Here is a 19,235-nt window from a genome sequence, read left to right on the forward strand (position 1 = left end):
AAATTAATTCTGACTCCTGACTCCTGAATCCTATTTCGATAAATTGTTCATGCTCCCATCCCAGAATACCGCTTCAAACCCATACGCCAAAGCCAGCGATTCGCACCCAAAAATACTAATATCCAACCCACCATTGACCAAAATCCCCGCCCTATATCCACAGGTAGCCCTATCAAAAGACTCGCAGGAAAATCAATTAAATAGGGAAAAGGCGTAAACATAACTATTTTTCGCACTGCTTCTGGAAAGACCTCCAAAGGTGCTATCAAACCAGATAAAAATAGATAAAATAACAACCAGAAATTTTCTAAAGCGCTAGCCCGTTCTGTCCAAAAGGCGAACATAGCAAAGGTGTACTGAATCAAAAATCGCAAAGCAAAAGCTAGCACTACTGCCAATATAAAGAGCAAAAATCTATCTAAACTTGGTATCCAAAAAGCTTGGGGATAGAGAATAAAAAATAATCCCACTAATAAAAAAGCAAAGGTTAAACGAGCAAATCTTTCAGAAATATGCCCTGCAACGTGATGCCATACTGGGTCGAGCGGTTGTAGTAACTTGGGCGAAAGCTTGCCTTCTACAACCTCTTTTTCAAAGTCCCAAATTACCCAAACAATGGTTAGTTGTCTGACAATAAAAACTGTAATGAAGTAACGAGCAAAATCCACAGGTGATAGCCCAAACTGTCCTCCTTGTGCTGCCTGTATCCAGACACCCATAAGGATAATTGGTAAAGACCCAGCTAAAACCCATAAGATTAGTTCTGCCCGATACTCAACCATATAGGCGTAGTATACTAACAGCAAAGTTAGGGCTTTTCTGATTATCTGTTTCATTTATTCACTTCCCACTACAAAAATTACCCAGAATTCTCCACTCTTATAAAGATATAAAGACGCGATTAATCGCGTCTCTACTCCACAACACCTGCCTGAAAAACTCGTCCAATTACTTCTTCTACAGGCGGTTCGGTGACAGTTAAATCAATTACCTCCAAATCCGCTAAAATCTGAGATACTGTGCGGGTGAGTGCCTCTCGCGATACCATAAAACGCACTGCTCGCCCTTCTAAAAGTTTCACATCACCATAAGTCATAAGTTTTTCTATTGGTAGAGGTTGGGCTAACTCTATATAGACTTCTCGGTAAGGAGCAAAACGTTCCAGCAGTCCATCTAAGCTACCGTCGTACATCAGCCTTCCTTGGTGAATCAATAGCACCCGTTGACACAAAGCTGTGATGTCAGCCATGTAGTGACTTGTTAATAGCACTGTCGCCTGATAACGCTGATTGTATTCGCGCAAGAACTCGCGTACTGCTGCCTGAGCATTTACATCTAATCCTAGCGTCGGTTCATCTAGGAATAATACGTGGGGATGATGCAACAGTGCTGCCAACAATTCTGCCTTCATCCGCTCACCTAAAGACAGCTTCCGTACTGGTTGGGTAAGTTTGCCTTCTAAGGAAAGCATCTCTGTTAATTCTCCCACCCGCCGCTGGAATTCTTTATCAGAGATGTTGTATACAGCGGCATTAATTTTAAAAGAATCGAGTGCTGGTAAGTCCCAAATTAGCTGCTGTTTTTGCCCCATTACCAAGGTAATTTTTTGCAAAAATGCTTCTTTACGCTGAAACGGAATTTGTCCAGCGACTCTGACTGTACCGCCAGAGGGATGAATCAGCCCTGTAAGCATTTTTAGTGTGGTGGTTTTACCGGCACCATTTGGGCCTAAAAATCCCACTATTTCACCAGGGGCAATTTCAAAAGAAACATCCTGAACTGCTTTGATTGAGCGGTAGGTACGGCGAAACAAGTGTGTAATCGTACCTTTAATTCCGGGATTTTTAACTGCTACTGGATAAGATTTACTCAGATTTTCTGCAATGATGATTGACATATTTTTGATATTAGAATCGCAGATGTAAGACTAATTAGCTATGAGGATACAATTTAATTAAGCATATACTGGGCGGGCAAGATGCCCACCCCACAAGATTTAATGTTTAATTTGATTATGCAAATTAGATTTTTTTAGCTTATGAAACGAACCACAAATTACGCCAATATTAAGTGCAAGCTTGGGGAATTAGTACAAATAAGTGGTCAAGAATAAATCAAACAATGTTACGTAATACAGTATTAATTAAATGAGTTTGTAGTAAACGGCTCTAAACCTATTTTAAGAGCTAGGACAGCTTACTACAGACCTTTAATTATTTTTAGATTTTAGATTTTTCTTCAATCCAAAATTTAAAATGGTTTTACCGTAAACGTCCCGATCGCAGTGTACTGATAATTAACCACAAACCCAACAAACTAGCGACTGCAAACAGGATGGTGCTTAAAAAAGATAGCTGGGTTGTCTGCGCTCTGGTGGAAATAATTGCCGCACCCATAATCAGCGAACCCACTAATATACTAAAAGATAGGCGGTTAGCGGCATCGTCCATAGTGCGCCGCACGCCATCTAAACCCCGTAGTGATAGATTCCACTGTAAGGTTTCTGAGGTAACACGGTCTAATAACAGTTCAATTTGGCGAGGAGATTGGAGAGACAGACTTTTCAGATCCAAGGCTGTCCGTAGGAGCGATCGCACTGGATTATCCCCTATTAACTGGCGACGAAACAAGTCTGTAATTAATGGTTTGATTTCATCAATCAAATTAATCTCTGGGTTGAATGTCCGCGCCACTCCCTCTAGGTTGGCTATGGTTTTGGCATACAAACCCATGTTGCTCGGTAGGCGAATTTTATTATTACGGGCGACTTGCAAAATTTCATAAATTATCTGACTGAAATTCATTTCAGTCAAGCTGACATTGTAATACTTTCGTAACATCCGATCATAATCATTTTCCAGCCGCGACAAAATAACTGGTTGAGCCGAATCTGCTAGCTGCAAAGTTAACTGAGCGCACCTCTGAGCATCTAAATCAACGATCGCTAACAACATCTCTGTTAATATCTGCTGTGTGCGGGGATCAAGTCTTCCCACCATGCCACAGTCTAAAAGAGCGACACGGCCATCTTTGAGATAAAACAAGTTTCCCGGATGGGGATCGGCATGAAAAAAGCCATCAATATATAGTTGTTGGAAAAATACCCGAAATAACAAAGTAGTTATTTCTTTACGCTGTACAGTCGGGTCTTTACCATTGGTATCACTATCTAAATCCGCCGACAGGAATGGCACTCCATCTAGCCATTCCATCACCAGTAATTTTTCTGTGGTCAATTCCCAGTTAATTTCTGCAACTACTATTTGTGTGGGATCAAACCAACGACTTTTAGATAAGTTGCGTCGCAGTTGGTCTGTAAAACCCGCTTCCCGTGTAAAATCTAACTCAGCTTCTAGAGCTTTGGTAAATTCTTCGGCGATGGATTTGATTTCGTAGGTTTGCCCAAACTCAGTCCGCGCCACTAAATCGGCAATACCTTGAATTAAAGCAATATCTTGGACAACAGTAATATCAATTCCTGGACGCTGGACTTTCAGAGCTACTTCTCGACCGTCTGCTAGTGTAGCGCGATGGGTCTGGGCAATTGATCCGGCTGCTACGGGGATCGGGTTAACTGTGCTGAAAGTTTCTGCTAATGGACGTTTTAATTCTTTGCGGAGGATTATTTCGATTTCTGACCAAGGAACTGGTGGTACTTCATCTTGAAGAGTTGATAGTTCCTCAATATAGGCGGCGCTCAGTAAATCTGGACGGGTAGAGAGTAGCTGTCCAAGTTTGACGTAAACTGGCCCCAAGTCTACCAGAATATTTTTTAAAACCGCAGGTGTCGGTAGCTGCGGTTCATCAGCTTTACCACCAGTAAGTAACCTTCGCATATAGTCCCAGCCATTGCGAAGGAAAACTTCCAGGATTTCTCGTTGACGGGGAACAGTTTGGGTGAGGAACATTTTTGTAAGTTAAAAAGGTAAGCAGCAGGGGATAACAATACAACGGAAATCGGCTCTAGCTTTGGTGCTTGTTAAAGTCTTGCTAGCTGCGGCACAGTCTTGAAATCTTTTTATGGATGATTGTACGGCTTCTTGGAGCTTCTGTTCACTCAGCATCCTTTTGACGTAATTAGAGCAGGAATCCCCGCCGTGTAATAAGCGATGGGAACAAGAAAATCCTTTGGAGGGAGAAATATATTTTTGATACGCAGTAATAGAATCGATGGCCATTGTCTTGGCGAGAGGCTCAAAGCTAATAATGTCCATAACTGTCAGATTGAATAACAGACAGTCAAGTTATAATAGGAAAATAGACTTTTTCGCCTCTGCCAGGGGTTCTAACTTTTATAGCAGGTCGGTAAATCGGGAATCGCTTTGGAGAATTTTAAGGATCTGCTTGATTTCCTGGGTACGTTCTTTTTTTACAACGAGGGTGACATTGCGATCGCGCACAATCACCACGTCCTCTAAACCAATAGTAACAACTACATCCTCTGGATTTGAGGCATAAATAATCGCCCCCTGGGTATCCAGCCCTATGTGGGTAGCGAGTTCCACATTGGGAGTGTCCTCTGTCTTCAGTAAGCGTTCGATCGCATTCCAATCTCCTAAATCATCCCAACCAAAATCAACTGGCAAAACGTATGCTAGAGTTGTCTTTTCCATTAACGCATAGTCTATACTCTTCTTAGGCAACTGGGGATAGATATCAGGGCCATGTTGTTCTAAAGGTTCGATAATTTCTGGAGCATGGGTATGTAGTTCTTTGAGAACAACCCCTGACCGAAAAACGAACATTCCACTATTCCAGCTAAAACGTTCCGTAGATAAAAAAGTTTCTGCCGTTTCCCGGTCGGGCTTTTCAGTAAAGCGGTTCACGTGATAAGCTGGCAACTCATTAAAGCTACCTATTTTTTCACCTTGCTCAATGTAGCCGTAACCGGTTGATGGAAAAGTAGGCTTGATCCCCAGTGTAACGATCGCTGCTGTGCTTGCTGCCAGTTGCGTAGCCGCGCTTAATGTGTGTGCAAACGCCTTTTGGTCAGCAATCCAGTGGTCAGCAGGGAAAAAGCCAATCACAGCGTCTTCTCCATAGCGCTGTTTGATTTCTAAACTTGTCCAAGCAACGGCTGCGGCAGTGTCTCTTCCTTCGGACTCGATCAATAAGTTTTCAACTGGTAGATCAGGTAATTGTTGTCTTACCCCTTCAGCTATCTGACTAGAAGTTATGACCCACAAGGTATCCCAACTTCCTCCGAGTGCTAACAAGCGATCGGCGGTTGCTTGTAATAAGCTTCTAGAGCTACCATCAAGACTTAAAAATTGCTTGGGTCGTTCTTTGCGACTCAGGGGCCAAAAACGTTCACCTTTACCACCAGCAAGGATCACGGGGAACAATAAAGTATTCATGTTGTCATACACGCCTACCGAAGAACATTACAAGTTTACAGTGAGCTTTTCCACTGGCAATATTTGTAGCTTGGATTAACATACTTTTAGGGAGTGGTTGAGTGGGGAGATAATTGTGATAAAACAAGTCGAATGGTCGGAAAATTCGGTTACATCTCAACAAGTAGTAGAGTTTGAAAGTGAAGTGCGATCGTCGCAACTTCAACGGACGGAAAGTCAACTAGCGCCTGCACCAATACCCGACTTAGAGGAGGAGGATGTAGAACTAAACCAGCCGGCTAATCCGAACCGTAGTGTCGTCGAATCAGTGGGTGCGATTCCCAATCAGCTTTCTGAGAGACTGGGCTTAACCATACCTCGATGGCTGTTGTTGATTACGACGGTTGTCATTGGCATCATCTTATCTGGATTGCTGGTGTCAACGTTAGCGCTGTGGACTCCTTTATGGAGCAATCTCGATCGAACAGATGAAGATTTAGGAACTGCTGGTAAAGACGAGCAAAAAATTCCTCTACCAGGGGAGTTATGGAGCAAACTCTCCCAGTATCAGCTTTCGCGACCCATGAATATTTTAATTATGGGGATTGAACCACTCAGCGGTACCGTTGATGGTTCACCAGAAAGCTTTGCCGGGAAAAGCGATTCCATGCTGTTGGTAAGGCTTAACCCTAGTGAAAAATCTGCAAGAGTGCTTTCCATTCCCAAAGATACAATGATCGCCATCCCCGAAAAGGGAGAAAAGGGATTAACTAAGGTATCTGATGCCAATGCCAAAGGCGGCCCAGTCTTGGCAGCACGGGTAGTTAGCCGTACCTTAAATAACGCCCCAATCGATCGCTATATCCGTATTTCTACTAGCGGATTACGGCAGTTAGTCGATCAGTTAGGCGGAGTAGAGGTTTTTGTTCCGAAATCAATGGAATATAAAGACTCTAGCAGTCGGCTGTCGATTAATTTAGTCAGTGGTTGGCAAACCCTCAACGGCGAACAAGCAGAACAGTTTGTCCGATTCCGCGAACCAGGTTTGGGAGATTTGCCAAGAGTGCAGCGTCAGCAAGCACTAACAGCAGCTCTGCTGCAACGCCTCAAGAGTCCTACCATCTTGCCCAGGTTGCCTCAATTAACTCGCTTAATGCGAAAATACTTTGATACCAACCTGAAGATGGAAGAAATGATGGCGTTGGTAAATTTCGGACTCAACTTAGATCCAGATAATTTCCAAATGACCGTGTTGCCTGGTACATTTAGCCGTTTTAGCCAAGATCCTAATAGCTATTGGCTAAATATGACTGGACAACAGAGCCTACTGAATGATTATGTTGGGGTAAATGTACCTGGTCTGAAACCAGATATGCGTCAGGTTCCTAACCTCAAAATTGCTATTCAAAATGCTTCCAATCAACCTCAGCTAACTGAAAAAGTTATTGCTTATCTCAAACAGAAAGGCTTTACTAATATTTACAAAGTTCCTGATTGGCCAGATACCCAGCGCCAAACTCAGATTGTTGTCCAAAAAGGCGATCGACGAGTTGGAGTTGATTTGAAAAAAGTCTTAGGCTTGGGTCAAATAGAAGTGTCAGCAATTGGTGATTTAGAATCTGATCTGACAATCCGCATTGGTAAAGATTGGAAATAGGTAGGAGTCATTGGTCATTGGTCATTGGTCATTGGTAATTTGTCATTAGTCATTAGTCATTGGTCATTGGTTAAATGACAAAGCGCAAAGTCTGAGCGGAGGAAACCTCCGCTCATAACTTTTTAAGAGAGGACTAATGAAAAAGGACTGCTGAAAAATAATAAAGTTATGAAAAAGATTTTACTGCGCTTTTTAGGTTTGATTGTGATTTTGCTACTAGCATTTGGGTGGATAATACTTAATCCCAAACCAGCTTTTGCTCAAGTAAACACAATCAATTACAACAATATAAATTTAGAAAATCGTGACTTTTCTCATGCTGATTTGGCAGGTGTAACATTTGTAGCTGCGGAAATGCGGGGGACAAATTTTCAAGGAGCGAATTTAACTAATGCAATTCTGACTAAAGGGGTTTTGTTAAAGGCAAATTTGGAAGGTGCGAACTTGAGTGGCGCTTTAGTCGATCGCGTGACTATGGATGGTGCTAACCTCAAGAATGCCATCTTTACGGAAGCAACTTTAACCCGCAGCCGCTTTTACGAAGCTGATGTCACTGGCGCTGATTTTACCGATGCTTTAATTGATCGTTATCAAGTCTCCCTCCTGTGTGAAAGAGCCGATGGCGTAAATCCGGTTACGGGTGTGTCAACGCGAGATAGTTTGGGTTGTCGATAGTAGTGGCGTAAGCTTAAAATAGTGGATTAGACGTAGGTTGGGTGGAGCGGAGCGCAACCCAACCTACACAGCATATTGGGTTACGCAAAGCCTCCACCCAACCTACAAATGTTCTATTTGTCGCATTCTTTTTTCCAATTGGTATAATTGTCGAAAATTCGCCTCTAATTACCGTTGGGAATTTCAATCAAAAACTCTGTTCCTTCTCCTGGTCTAGAAGAACATTTAATTTGACCATGATGTTTTTCAACTATTATTTGATAGCTGATAGATAATCCTAACCCTGTACCTTTACCTGGTGCTTTGGTAGTGAAGAAGGGGTCAAATATGTGTGATCGCACCTCTTCGGGAATTCCAAGACCATTATCAGCTATTCTAATTACAATCTGGTTATTAACGGTTTGCGTACTAATCCAGATAGTCAAGGGTATTCTCGGACACGTTTGGGATAATTTCAAATACCTTTGTTGGATAGTTTTAAACTTCTCCTCTAAAGCATCAATACTGTTACTCAAAAGATTCATAAATACTTGATTTAATTGTGCAGGATAGCATTCGAGCAAATGTAAATCAGCATATTCTTTCACAATCTCAATAGCTGGGCGTTCATTATTGTTTTTGAGTCGATGCCCTAAAATCAGCAAAGTACTATCCAAACCTTCATGAATATCTACAGGCTTCAATTCAGCCTCATCTGTACGAGAGAAGTTTCGCAGTGATAGCACAATCTCACAAATGCGCTCTGTTCCTACTTTCATTGACTCAAGGGTTTTGGGTAAATCTTCGATGAGAAAGTCCAAATCAGTCTTGTCAATTTTCTCTTTGACAGTTGGCAATAGAGAAGAATTTTCCCGATAAAGTTTCACCACCTTTAACAGTTCTTGAGTATATTCATCTAAATGAATCAGATTGCCAAAAATAAAACTGATCGGATTGTTAATTTCATGAGCGACTCCAGCAAGTAGTTGTCCTAAACCTGCCATTTTTTCACCCTGAATTAACCTGGTTTGAGTTTGTTTTAATTCTTGTAGAGTTTGAGTAAGTTCTAAGGTTTGACGTTTAGTTTGTTCGAGTAATTCCGCTTGCTGAATCGCAATTCCCAATTGCACACCGACTTGAGCCAGTAAATTAATTTCTTCCTCTTTCCAATAACGCGGTTGCGAATTTTGATAAGCAACTAATAATCCCCATAATTTCTCACCTTCCCGAATCGGCACAAAGGTTTCGTTACGCGGAAGTTCGTTATCGTCGTCTGTGTCCTCAAAAGTCTCTATAATCATTGGTTGGACTTGTATAACAGGTTTCCAACCATCTTTGAAGGAATCTGCCACAAATTTACCACTCCAATCTGGATTGAAGCGGTAGATTGCAATTCGCTCGACTTCGAGCAACTCTCGCACAGCTTGTGTAGTGGTTCTAAAAATAGTTTTAATATCAAGTGATTGGCGGATTTTATCAATGGTTGCAGCTAAAAGTTCTTGTCGTTCCATTGCTTTCTCCCGTTCAGTGGCTTCTGCTAACTGAACAACCTGCATTTGAACTTGCTTTAAATAAGAATCCTGTTTTAATGCGACTCCCAATTGCTCGGCTATTTGACTGGCAAATTCAATTTCCGATGGTTGCCAATAACGAGGAGCAGTGCATTGGTGAATACATAACAATCCCCAAAGTTCACCTTTTTTTAATAGAGGTGCAACCATATTTGCCCGCACTTGAAATTTCGCTAAGATTTGGACATAGCAACCAGGAAACTTCCCTTGATGAATGTCAGCGATCGCATTGACTCGACCTTGGGCGTAAAGGTGGGCAAAGTTTTCCCCAAAGCAGTAATCATAAACTTTTTCTGCCATTACCGAGTTACACTCAGGCACAAAATCTTCAGAAATAAATTCTCCTTCCCAATCTTTTTGCGGGTCAAAACGAAAGACTGCCACTCGGTCTGCTTGTAGCATTTGCCGTGCCTCAGTGACAGTAGTCTGAAAGATTGTATCTAAATCTAAAGACTCCCGAATTCGAGTAATTACGCTAGTTAACGTCTTTTGTTGCTCTGCTTGGTACTGAGCGTATGCCAGTAACTTATGGTGTCGAACTGCTACACCAATTTGTGTACCGATTTTGCTCAGTGATTCGACTTCATAAGATTGCCACTCTCTGGGTGAGGAATTTTGGTAGGCAGCGATGATTCCCCAAAGTTGATCTCCCTGGAGAATAGGCGCAGTTGCAAAGGCCTTTGCCTGAAATTGCTCCAATAAGGTGATATGGCAGTCTGTTAATCCGGCTTGATAAATGTCATTAACTATAAATGTCTCGTTGTTAACGTAACGTCCACCTTGCGTCTGTTGTAAATAAGTATCGGCGATCGCAGGCTCAAGGCCAACTAAAGCAGTCCAGCCTTGAGTAAATGATTCTGCAACAAAGTGACCACTCCAATCGGGATTGAAGCTAAAAATGGCAACTCGATCGGCTTGCAGCAGCTTACGTATTTCTTGAGTTGTGGTTTTAAAAATGGTTTCAATATCAAGGGGTGAACGAATTTCATCAACAATTTTAGCTATTACTTGGTCGCGCTGAACTGCTTGAGCTAATTTTGCAGCTTGCAATTGGACTTCATGGAGATGCTTCGCTTGTTGAATCGCAACGGCAAGATGGTCGGCAATTTGACTAATAAACTCAATTTCTGATTCTTTCCAATTACGAGCCTCACTGCACTGATGAATGCAAAGCAATCCCCACAGTTCCTTCTTCCGCGATAGAGGAACAACAAGATTAGCCTGTACCTGAAATTTACTCAAAATTGCCAGATGACAATCACTCAGTCCCGCTTTGTAAATATCTGCTACTGCTTCCACTTGTCCTTCTTGATAACTGGAAGCAAATTGTTCTCCAAAGCAGTAGTTGTAGACCTTCACTGCCATTACTGAGTCCCAACCAAGTGCAACATCCTCAGAAATAAATTCTCCTTCCCAATCTTTTCCTTGTTCAAACTGCAAGACTGCTACTCGGTCTGCTTGTAGCAATTGACGCACTTGTGTAACGGTCGTTTGAAAAATTATTTCTAAGTCAAGAGACTCGCGAATTCGCACAATTACACTCGCCAGAGCCTTTTGTTGCTCTAGTTGCTCTTGAAGTTGAGCGCTAGACAAAAGAAGTTGATTTTCTGTGAAATTTGAATTGGGTTCCATTGCTCTGGATTATTTGGTTTTTATACAAGGGTTCCTCACACCAAACTTCACGGAGTTAAAGGGTGTTAAAAATATGACAACCTGCAAATTTTTACAGAGTTTAACTATTTCCTAGAAGATGGTTATTCTTATAGTTCCCCTTTCTCGATCTATCCTCGTAATAAGTTAAAAAATAATTTTGGCTTGTACACATTGAAGGAGAATTCAGAATTCAGGAGTCAGAATTCAGAAGTTAGAATGGGACGGCTGCGCTAACAGGAGCAAAGCCAGAGATGCTCCGCCTCCGGTCAGCAATCTTGATGCGACTCGACTAACTAGCAATTCGCTGTATCATAGCAATCTCAGGAATTTAATTTTGAGTGTTCGCTTTGCTAATACCAAGGGTGAAAGCATTTAAAATAACTAATTTCTGGAAATTTACCTGACAGACTGCGGAATTTCAGGTTAAATGTTTTAAAGTATGCACTCTGTAAGAGTTGTCGGGTATTATTCGTGACACAACAAGACCAAAAACCCTCTCGTTCTTTCGCTGGAATTGCTGGCATTGTTGCCGCAGCCACATTAATTAGTAAAGTCTTCGGTTTAGTGCGGCAGCAAGCGATCGCTGCCGCATTTGGTGTTGGCGCTGCTGCCACCGCCTATAGTTATGCCTATATTATTCCTGGCTTTCTATTGATCTTACTTGGTGGTGTTAATGGGCCATTACACAGCGCGCTTGTCAGCGTTTTAGCCAAGCGGCGGCGAGAAGAAGCGGCTCCTCTGGTGGAAACTGTGACAACGCTGGTAGCTGGAGTGCTGTTGCTGGTGACAGTTGCTCAAATTTTATTTGCGGATACAATCATTGATTTAGTCGGTCATGGTTTACAAGAGACAACTAGAGCGATCGCTATTCAACAACTCCGCATTATGGCACCGATGGCTTTATTTGCCGGTTTAATTGGCATTGGCTTCGGGACTCTCAATGCAGCCAATCAATATTGGTTACTCTCCATTAGTCCTCTATTATCTAGTATTACCGTTGTTGCTGGTCTTGGGATCTTGGCTATGCAACTAGGCAAAGATATTATTAAACCGGAGTACGCTTTAATCGGTGGAATGGTGTTAGCTTGGGGAACTTTAGCAGGAGCAGTTCTCCAGTGGTTAGTGCAGTTAATTGTCCAGTGGCGGTTAGGATTGGGTACATTACGCCTACGGTTTGAGTTTAAATCCCCAGGCGTTCAAGAAGTAATCAGAATCATGACTCCGGCGACAGTTTCCTCTGGAATGATGCCAATTAATGTTGCCACTGACCTTTATTTTGCTAGTCCTATCCCTGGTGCGGCGGCAGGATTTAACTATGCAAATTTATTAGTCCAAACTCCTTTGGGGATTATCTCTAATATCATTTTACTGCCTCTATTACCGATATTTGCCAAACTTGCCGGCCCCGAAAATTGGCCAGATTTAAAATTACGCATTCGCCAAGGACTCTTACTCACTGCCTTCACTATGCTACCGCTAGGGGCGCTGATGGTGTCCCTATCAGTACCCATTGTACAGGTGGTATATGAACGCGGTGCTTTCAAACCAGAAGCCACAGAGCTAGTTTCATCATTGCTAGTCGCTTACGGAATTGGGATGTTTGTCTATTTGGGACGTGATGTTTTGGTGCGGGTATTCTACGCCTTAGGGGATGGACAGACACCTTTTCGCATCAGTGTTTTTAACATCTTGCTCAACATTATATTGGATTGGTTTTTCGTGAAACCTTTTGGCGCTCCCGGTTTGGTGTTAGCAACTGTGGGTGTAAATTGCAGTTCAATGTTAATGCTGTTGTGGTTACTCGATCGCAAACTCAACGGTTTACCTTGGCGTGAGTGGAGTTTGCCGATTCTGGGTTTGGCTGCTGGTAGCGTGGTAGCTGGGGTAGCAAGCTATGGGACATTGCTTGGTTCTCAGCAGTTGTTAGGTAAAACTGGTTTACTGATTCTGGTGTTGCAATTGTGTATATCTGGCTTCGTGGGGATTGCGGTGTTTGCTGCGATCGCTTCATGGCTGAAAATACCAGAGGTGAATCTATTTATATCTCGTCTACGTCAGCGTTTTTTGAAGCAATAACTGACGATAAGTCACGTCGCTTTGCTCCGAATTAAAAATTAAAAATTAAAAATTAATGATCCCCATAAATAAATTTAGTTGCTCTGTATCATGAGTCATTTTCGGTTATGGCATCAAAAAATTCTTGCTGTGGGGATGATAGATTGATTTGGTACTAGATTTATCTGATATGGTGAGTTGAGAAACTTGGTATCCACAAGTTCTGTGTAAGCCTCTAAATCTGTCCGCCAGTTGCTAATGATTTTTGATATAATCGCTAGGCGCTGACTTTGTTCTTCTTGAACAATTGCGTGATTAAAACTAGCGGTGAACAGCACAATAGGCCGCACTGTATTATCTGGCAATTGTAAGCCTCCTTCATTGATATCCAAGCTCAGTTGCGCTCCTTCTAGGGTGTAACCGAACCGCATTGCCGCTTGCACCGGTGCTGTGCCAAAGTCATGCCAAGGGCCAGGATTCAGTAGTGTGGCCAAGATATAGTTGCGTGCTGTATTGTTTGGCTGCTCGAAGAAAACATGTCCCCGAAAGTTAATAGACACCCCAAGATAGTCTACTTGTGCCAATGTCTCTATATATTTGCGAGCTAGAGCCGGAATTTCCACATCTGTAGCTTCTTTGGTGGCAATCACCTCAGTAAAAATAATCCGATTGACTTGTGCAGTTATATTAATGCTGTTTTGAAAGACTACCTGAGCAGCCGAATCTGTGAGAATTGGGGGTTGAGCAAGTTCCCAATCACTAGGAACAATGCCACTATATTTAAGAAAGTCTGGAGTTAAAATTGTCGGATTGTGCTGTTTCGCTGCGATCGCAATGGCAATTTCCTGAATATTTAGACTTTGGCTCATTTGCTTTTTTCTCTGTGGAAATTTAATTTTTAATCGGGAAGAGCTAATTAAAAAAATTAACCTAGTTTACTTGTGGCTAAGGCTGTATGGAACACAAAGCTGGCAACAAGGGTTCTTTACTCAACTTCAATACTTCGTTAAGTCCTCTATCTTTTAAGATCAATCATCAAATAATTCTCAGGAAATACTGGTATTATTATTTAAGATATTCATCTATGTTATATAGCATAATTGCTTAATTATTTTCTAACTAATTGGGAAATATTTCAGTTGCTATACCTAAGTGGGTGAGAAATAATTCAGCCACTTGGGTGAGCCAGGTGTGCGAGGTTACATTTTGTAAAAAAAGAGATTCTAGTACTAGAGAACATTGATTTTACTTAACTCTAGTGAGAATAATCCTATGAAACTTACAAAATTAGCTGCCTCTGCACTTGCTGTTGCTTCCATTGTTCTTTCTGCTGGTATTGCATCTGCTCAAACAGCAGGTACTAACGGTAACTACATTGGTGCTGGTATTGCGGCTGGTGCAACCAACGGCGGACAAGGAAACGATGAAGCGCAACTTGGTGGTAATATTCAAGGACGGTACGCCGTTCCCAATGCCCCTGTTTCATTGCGGGGTTCTGTACTATATGGTGGTGATGCTGCTGCAATTATGCCCATAGTGACTTACGATGCACCCATCGCCAAAAATACTAACGTTTACTTCGGTGGTGGTTATTCTTTTGTAACTAACGAAGGTCAAAGAACCCCATTGGGCAATCAGAATTCACCTGTAGTCACCCTTGGTATTGAATCAGAAGTTAGCAACAATGTCATTGCCTACGGCGATACTAAATGGGGTATTGATGCTTACAGAAATAGTGATGCTGATGCCGTCAGCTTCCAAGCCGGATTAGGCTATCGCTTCTAGTGATTAAGAGCTAGAAAACGGCTTATTCGGAAGCTAAAGCAATGATGTTTACCAGCCGTAATAGTAATACATTCTTTCATGTCTGAGTATTTATACTTGGACATGAATCATTTTTATTGATGATTTTGATAAGAAATGATATTGGCTAGTATTGATACTTTCTTTTACAGTGAAGTAAATACACGTATAAGATATTACTCATGAAAAAGATTAATCCCATTTCAGAAATAGTTGGTGAAACAACTGATGTTGAATCTTGGCTGATTCGAGCAGGGCTAAGATTTTCAGATTTAGGCGAAGATGCTGAAAGCATTGCAATCCGTAAGCAATGGCGAGAGTACCAAGCCGCAGTTCATAGATGCTGTGTAACCTTACACCAACTACCATCACATGTTCAACTAGGCGGTGACTATGCCAACCTGAGAATACCTGGTGGTGCATCAAGCAATTGTGCGATAGATTGTCGAGTTGTCCCAAGTCCTTAGACCGATCATAAAATCGAAAATCTATCAAATATTAGAAAACTTGAAACAAAATCTATTCAGATATAGCCGTTTATTGGCTATAGTTCAATACGGTTCTGATAAGGGCTACTGGCAACAATTTTGGGTTTTCGAGACGCGATAAATCGCCGTCTCTACAAGTGTTGTGAGGTTATCTGAACTGTATTGGGTATAGTCTCGTTCCCAGTCTCAGACTAGGCTGTTGACTTTGATGGAATTTCCCCATTTTTAGTTCATGCAACTTTTGTGTCATTGCGAGCGAAATGAAATGTAGCGAACGCAATGACTACACATATTTTGTATGAATTTTTACCCTCTAAAAAGGCACAGAGTCAACACACTAGTCTCAGACTGGGAATGCTCGTCTTTGAGGCCCCGCCTCAAGGAGTTTCTGAAGATGATTCCGAGCAATATTTTGTGGTAGCGTTTACTTGGTCTAAGGTATTCATTAATGAGTCATTCCGTAGCATGGGGTGTCTGCTTTGGGAATTTACAATATCATCAAAAACTTCCAGATCCTCAAGAACCTCTGATGCAGACTGATATCGCTGTTTGAAATCATCCAGCACCATTTTACTGAGAATCTTAGCTAGGGAGTGGCTTACCTGAGTGCTATCGCTCCATTTAATCTCTCCATTAGTATCTCTACTTAACTCACGGGGGGCTATACCTGTCAAGGCTTTAATCCCAACCATCCCGACTGCATAGATGTCACTACTGTAGTGTGGACGCCCAAAACATTGTTCGTTTGGTGCGTAACCCTGAGTACCAATGCCAATGGTAAAAGGCGTGGACTCTTGATCGTCAAGCGGTTTTATGGTTACTTCTTTGACAGCGCCAAAGTCAATCAATACCAATTTACCGTCTGAATGTTGCCGGATAATATTGCTGGGTTTTATATCCCGATGAATGACATTATGTTCATGAACAAATGTTAATGTTTGCAATAAATCTCTGACAATTTTGATCGTTGCAATTTCTCCAATTACTCTACCTGTTGGCAATTCCTGATTTAAAGGATGACCAATTATGTATTCTTGGACTAAATAAAATTCTTCGTCTTCTTCAAAATACGCCAAAAGTTGAGGGATTTGTGGGTGCGTTCCCAATTTTTCTAATGTTTGGGCTTCTGAGTTAAATAAACGTCTCGCAAGTTGCAACCCTTCTGGTTTAGTGCTGGCTGGTTTTAGTTGTTTGACAACACATTGCGGATTCCCAGGACGTTGAGTATCTTCAGCAATGTAGGTTTCGCTAAATCCACCGGAACCGAGAACTTTGACAATTTTGTAGCGTCTAGCCAAGATTTTGCCGGATAAGGCTAAATCTCGTTGCTGGATTAGGTCTTGAAAGTCATCTTGTTGGCTGATAATCTCTTGGACAACGGGGGAAGTTTTATACTTCTGAAAAATATCTATTAGTTGGCGTTTTCTGATGCTTTCCCTCGCCACAGAGGTTCCCAAGTAGCAAAATCCAGTCATTGCGATCGCAATCATTGGTACAGTAGTGGGAAAAATTAACTGACCATAGACAAATAACCCATAGCTAATTCCTCCCCAACTGCCAGATAAGGCAAGGCTATAGAGAAATCTATTGATACTACGCTTGCGTCTGCTAATCATTAAGGCTGTGCTGCCAACTAACATTAGCACGAACAAACCTTGCAATGGTAAATTGTTAATTCCTGGGGCGATCGCTTTACCTGTCATCAAAGTTGCGATCGCATTGGCATGAATTTCCACGCCGGACATGGGTTCAGTACTTTTGCTCGCAGCGATGGGATAATAATCATTGTTTAACTTATCCGTCGCACCAATTAGCACGATCTTGTCTTTAAAGAACTTTCCCTGTTGTAAATAGGTGTTCCAGTTTTCTGGGTCTAATACGTGCCAAAAGGGTATTTGCTCAAATGTACCCGCACTCCCCCAAAAATAAATGCGATCGCCCTTTGGTCGGGGATAATTTACTTGTGCTGCTTTCAGGGCTGCTTCATCAAAGGAAAGTTGCTTCTGAGTAAATAAATTATCTTCACCTAATAACTTGGGAAACTCACTCGCTAATCGATGAACTTTTCCATCTACTTCTAAGGGAAAATTAACTGAGCCAATGGACACTGACCCGGTGCGAAACATTTGGTGTGGGTCTGTTAGCTGCATAAAAGACCCTTGGTGTGTCTGGGAATTTTCGTAAACGGCTGCTAAGGTAACTTTACTGCCATATTTTTGCAATACGGCTTGGAATTGGCGATCGTCAGTAACTCCATAGCTACTAGTTGTATCAAAAACAATATCTAAAGCTACAGAGCGGGCACCTGCTTGGATTAATTTTGTGATTACCTCGGAGTATGCAGCACGTTGATAAGGATAAGATTTCAGTGTTTCTAGGTAGGCATACTGTTTCGGATCTGTTTTATAGTACTGTTCGGGAACTGATATTGACTGATCGTCTATTGCTAAAATTACAATGTCTTCTGGAGGCACAATCGGCCCACGCAGTTGAAAAAAGCTAGAGAGCACTTGATTATCCATCAATTGAACCAATTCCCACCCAGAAGCACTCAGCAGCCCTGCCCCGATTGCCCAACTTCCAGCCAGGAGATGACCTAAGCGAACCATCCACCTGGATTGGCGAGCCGATGCTGTCGAAGTTACTTTTGTCGGTTTACTTGACAGTCTATTGGCAGCAGAGACATAGTTTTTAGTTAAGGTAGATGTAGGTTCTTCTGCCATGTCGTGTTACTGATTGATTTAAGTCCAACACTTTTATTTATTCAGACCACGTTTTAGTGTAAGCACATTGAAATAAGACTTAAATGATAATTTTATACATTTGTAAAGTATCTTCTATCGTTCAAAAAACTTTTATTGGCAGAGCTAGCCCCCAAGAGATTTCTACTCAAGCACTACCTAATTTATTCTTTTTGGATTAAGTGAGTTACAAGTAGTGATTGTCTCACAGATCGGAGCCGGATATACTCTGCCTCTGCATTTAGTTGTGGCAAGATTTTACCATAACCTAACCAACAGCTACGCTCTTAACTGGGCGCTCTACCCAAAGCTCTCCCAAGTCTGTCTTCTGTGTCTAGCGCAATGTTGTTAATCTCCACAAAGCCTATCCTGATACTGACAGCTTTACTTACAGATAAGCATTAACTTATATCCTACCCTAAGCTTATGCTATACCTCTTTAGGAGTAAACTTTAATGTTATGCAGTGATGAATGCTGTTACTTAGTCAATTTTATTGGTAGATTTCGATCGCAGGGTAGCTATTGTAGTGCTGGAGGTGAATAAGATTAGCACCCAGGATCTCAACTCCAATGTTGTAGGCGTTTTTATGCCTTGAAAGAGGTAGGATAAAAGCTATAGATAAAGAGCTACTTTATAGATATTAGCAAACAAGGCATTTGAAAATTGCTATAATCTATTGTTCCATCTAAATTCATTTATATTATTAGGTGTAAATTTGTATGGGTTCTCCAATGAATCGTCTGTCTATTTTTGTAGACGGAAACAATATGTTCTATGCTCAACAAAAAAATGGCTGGTTTTTTGACCCGCGGCGCGTCTTAGAATACTTTAAACATGAGCAATCAGAAACAACATTAATTAATGCCTTCTGGTACACTGGCTTAAAAGACCCACAAGATCAACGAGGTTTCAGAGATGCTCTCATTAGTCTAGGATATACGGTCAGGACTAAAATTCTGAAAGAATATTATGATGATACGTCCGGTCGCTACTCGCAAAAAGCGAATTTAGATATTGAAATTGTTGTAGATATGTTTAATACAGTAGACCAGTATGACCGAGTAGTATTATTCAGTGGCGATGGAGATTTTGAACGAGCAATAGAACTATTACGCTCAAAAAATACACATATTACGGTAGTATCAACTGAAGGAATGATCGCTAGAGAGCTGCGGAATGCTACTGATAGATATATAGATTTAAATGATATCAGAGATCAAATAGAAAAAACCGAAGGTTAGTATCCTTAGCAATTATTTACAAAAGTAAGAGTAA

14 protein-coding genes are annotated in these 19,235 nt (G+C 41.6%); 6 read left to right on the forward strand and 8 right to left on the reverse strand.

What is annotated here, in order from left to right; translation table 11 throughout:
* Positions 1–47: 47 nt before the first annotated feature.
* From FD723_RS17035 to FD723_RS17055, 5 genes are all read right to left on the reverse strand, one after another.
* Positions 48–836 carry an ABC-2 family transporter protein gene (locus tag FD723_RS17035; RefSeq protein WP_179066375.1) on the reverse strand — a complete coding sequence of 263 codons (789 nt, stop codon included), beginning with the start codon at positions 834–836 and terminating at the stop codon, positions 48–50.
* A gap of 77 nt (positions 837–913) precedes the next feature.
* Positions 914–1,897, reverse strand: a complete 984-nt coding sequence (locus FD723_RS17040) for an ATP-binding cassette domain-containing protein (RefSeq protein WP_179066376.1) — start codon at positions 1,895–1,897, stop codon at positions 914–916.
* A 364-nt stretch (positions 1,898–2,261) separates the two neighbouring features.
* Positions 2,262–3,908: an AarF/ABC1/UbiB kinase family protein gene (locus FD723_RS17045; protein WP_179066377.1), complete on the reverse strand. Its 1,647-nt coding sequence runs from the start codon at positions 3,906–3,908 to the stop codon at positions 2,262–2,264.
* Between the two features lie 9 nt (positions 3,909–3,917).
* Positions 3,918–4,214, reverse strand: a complete 297-nt coding sequence (yidD, locus tag FD723_RS17050; RefSeq protein ID WP_179066378.1) for a membrane protein insertion efficiency factor YidD — start codon at positions 4,212–4,214, stop codon at positions 3,918–3,920.
* Positions 4,215–4,292: 78 nt separating this feature from the next.
* Positions 4,293–5,357, reverse strand: a complete 1,065-nt coding sequence (locus FD723_RS17055) for a mannose-1-phosphate guanylyltransferase (protein WP_179066379.1) — start codon at positions 5,355–5,357, stop codon at positions 4,293–4,295.
* 115 nt (positions 5,358–5,472) lie between these two features.
* On the opposite strand from FD723_RS17055, the gene FD723_RS17060 reads away from it, so the two are divergent.
* Together FD723_RS17060 and FD723_RS17065 are read left to right on the forward strand one after the other, a co-directional pair.
* Positions 5,473–6,993, forward strand: coding sequence for an LCP family protein (locus FD723_RS17060; protein WP_179066380.1), 1,521 nt, complete (start codon positions 5,473–5,475; stop codon positions 6,991–6,993).
* A 168-nt stretch (positions 6,994–7,161) separates the two neighbouring features.
* Positions 7,162–7,668 carry a pentapeptide repeat-containing protein gene (locus FD723_RS17065; RefSeq protein ID WP_179066381.1) on the forward strand — a complete coding sequence of 169 codons (507 nt, stop codon included), beginning with the start codon at positions 7,162–7,164 and terminating at the stop codon, positions 7,666–7,668.
* A 164-nt stretch (positions 7,669–7,832) separates the two neighbouring features.
* On the opposite strand, the gene FD723_RS17070 is transcribed toward FD723_RS17065, so the two are convergent.
* Positions 7,833–10,850 carry a GAF domain-containing protein gene (locus tag FD723_RS17070; protein WP_179066382.1) on the reverse strand — a complete coding sequence of 1,006 codons (3,018 nt, stop codon included), beginning with the start codon at positions 10,848–10,850 and terminating at the stop codon, positions 7,833–7,835.
* Between the two features lie 492 nt (positions 10,851–11,342).
* Here FD723_RS17070 and murJ point away from each other — a divergent pair, with 492 nt between their 5' ends.
* Positions 11,343–12,947: a murein biosynthesis integral membrane protein MurJ gene (gene murJ / locus FD723_RS17075; RefSeq protein ID WP_179066383.1), complete on the forward strand. Its 1,605-nt coding sequence runs from the start codon at positions 11,343–11,345 to the stop codon at positions 12,945–12,947.
* A 113-nt stretch (positions 12,948–13,060) separates the two neighbouring features.
* Here murJ and FD723_RS17080 read toward each other — a convergent pair whose 3' ends face one another.
* On the reverse strand, positions 13,061–13,795 hold the full coding sequence (locus FD723_RS17080) for a hypothetical protein (RefSeq protein ID WP_179066384.1): 735 nt from the start codon (positions 13,793–13,795) through the stop codon (positions 13,061–13,063).
* 403 nt (positions 13,796–14,198) lie between these two features.
* Here FD723_RS17080 and FD723_RS17085 point away from each other — a divergent pair, with 403 nt between their 5' ends.
* A complete protein-coding gene (locus tag FD723_RS17085; RefSeq protein ID WP_179066385.1) occupies positions 14,199–14,711 on the forward strand; it encodes an outer membrane beta-barrel protein in 513 nt (170 codons plus the stop codon).
* Positions 14,712–14,911: 200 nt separating this feature from the next.
* Entirely contained in the window at positions 14,912–15,196 is a 285-nt protein-coding gene (locus FD723_RS17090) for a hypothetical protein (RefSeq protein WP_179066386.1), read from the forward strand.
* A 398-nt stretch (positions 15,197–15,594) separates the two neighbouring features.
* On the opposite strand, the gene FD723_RS17095 is transcribed toward FD723_RS17090, so the two are convergent.
* Positions 15,595–17,940 (reverse strand): CHASE2 domain-containing serine/threonine-protein kinase, encoded by a 2,346-nt coding sequence (locus FD723_RS17095; RefSeq protein ID WP_179066387.1) that lies wholly within the window; start codon positions 17,938–17,940, stop codon positions 15,595–15,597.
* Positions 17,941–18,679: 739 nt separating this feature from the next.
* Here FD723_RS17095 and FD723_RS17100 point away from each other — a divergent pair.
* Complete coding sequence (locus tag FD723_RS17100; RefSeq protein WP_041565194.1) at positions 18,680–19,201, forward strand: NYN domain-containing protein; 522 nt, start codon at positions 18,680–18,682, stop codon at positions 19,199–19,201.
* Positions 19,202–19,235 lie beyond the last annotated feature (34 nt).

The organism is Nostoc sp. C052 (genome assembly GCF_013393905.1).
GTDB lineage: Bacteria > Cyanobacteriota > Cyanobacteriia > Cyanobacteriales > Nostocaceae > Nostoc.